We start from the raw sequence: 632 nt of genomic DNA, 5'->3' as shown, positions 1-632 counted from the left end.
CTCCGTCTTGCTGCTGGAGGACAACAAGAAGGGTAAATCCATCGAGTTGACTGGCCACCAGAACTTGAACCAGGTCATCCTGCTCTGTATTGCTCTGTTCAACCACCGAGGTAATAACCTTGAGGCAATAAAGTCTGGCCTTGGCACTGGACTCATTGAAGCCACATTCACTACATTTGTTAGTAACATGGGCCTCAAGTCCAATGTTATTGAGAAAGGTGCCAAGACCAAGAGTCCTGATGTCCTGACCCTGGCCCGGATTGCTGCTGCGTTTCCTATCCATGCTTTGAAGTTGGCGGCATCTGAGTCCAACACCAGGAGAGTCATCAGCCTCTCTGATATTGGCCTGGCTTTTGACGCGCTGGGTAAAGTGCTGTGCCATCCTGTTGCTCCGAGTGTCCTGGACTCTGATATGGTCGAGACAGGGGCTGTCTGGATCACCTTCCTAGCTAGTCTGAGGCTGAACCAGCTCATTGGAGGTAAGAACAAGGCTGATCCGGATCGTTTGTGGTTGTACCACCGATCGGCTCTGTGCTCTCCTGCAGCAGAGGAATCAGCTAGGACCAAGTTCTGGGCTACGATGGTACTGGATGGTTTGGCAGAGATAGCAGCAGAAGCTAGGCTCAAGGTTG

General features: G+C 51.7%; 1 protein-coding gene. It reads left to right on the top strand.

Annotated elements, in window-relative coordinates:
- The coding region (locus tag ACO0LB_RS20515) for a hypothetical protein (RefSeq protein ID WP_423052542.1) at positions 1–632 on the top strand (632 nt) is incomplete at both ends.

Source organism: Undibacterium sp. SXout7W (genome assembly GCF_049339385.1).
In the GTDB taxonomy this organism is placed as follows: Bacteria; Pseudomonadota; Gammaproteobacteria; order Burkholderiales; family Burkholderiaceae_D; genus Undibacterium.
The sequence above is the reverse complement of the archived record's forward strand: the minus strand, read 5'-3'. Positions and strand labels throughout refer to the sequence as shown.